The organism is Cellulomonas humilata (assembly GCF_013359775.1).
Classification (GTDB): Bacteria; Actinomycetota; Actinomycetes; order Actinomycetales; family Cellulomonadaceae; genus Cellulomonas; species Cellulomonas humilata.
This window is the reverse complement of sequence record NZ_JABMCI010000015.1, coordinates 1-647: the sequence shown is the minus strand read 5'-3', so window position 1 is coordinate 647 and position 647 is coordinate 1. Positions and strand designations below refer to the sequence as shown.

The window sequence follows — 647 nt, the reverse complement described above, 5'->3', positions numbered from 1 at the left end:
GAGCAGGTGTCTCGCAACGTGCAGGCGGTGGCGGCGGGTGCGGAGCAGATGGGTGCCTCGATCCGGGAGATCGCGCAGAACGCGAACCTGGCGGCGAAGGTGGCGGGTCAGGCGACGGCGGCGGCGGAGTCGGCGAACGATCAGGTGGCGCGGTTGGGGGAGTCGAGCCAGCAGATCGGGAACGTGGTCAAGACGATCACGAGCATCGCGGAGCAGACGAACTTGTTGGCGTTGAACGCCACGATCGAGGCGGCTCGTGCGGGTGAGGCGGGCAAGGGGTTCGCGGTGGTGGCCGGGGAGGTCAAGGAGCTGGCCTCGGAGACGGCGCGGGCCACGGAGGACATCGCGCGGCGGGTGGAGGCCATTCAGGCGGACACCACGGGGGCGGTGGCGGCGATCGGGCAGATCGCGGCGATCATCGCCTCGATCAACGACTACCAGCTGACGATCGCCTCGGCGGTCGAGGAGCAGACGGCCACGACGAACGAGATGTCGCGGGGTGTGGCGGAGGCGGCGACGGGGTCGGGGGAGATCGCGGTGAACATCGGCGGGGTCGCCTCGTCGGCGGCGTCGTCCTCGGAGGTGCTCGGTCAGATGGGTCAGGCCGTGGGCGAGCTCGCCCGCCTGTCCACCGACCTGCGCACCCG

The 647-nt window shown here is 70.9% G+C and carries 1 protein-coding gene; it reads left to right on the top strand.

Annotated features, from left to right (window positions below):
* A partial coding sequence (locus HP550_RS00070) for a methyl-accepting chemotaxis protein (RefSeq protein WP_246280316.1) occupies positions 1-647 on the top strand: 647 nt, incomplete at both ends.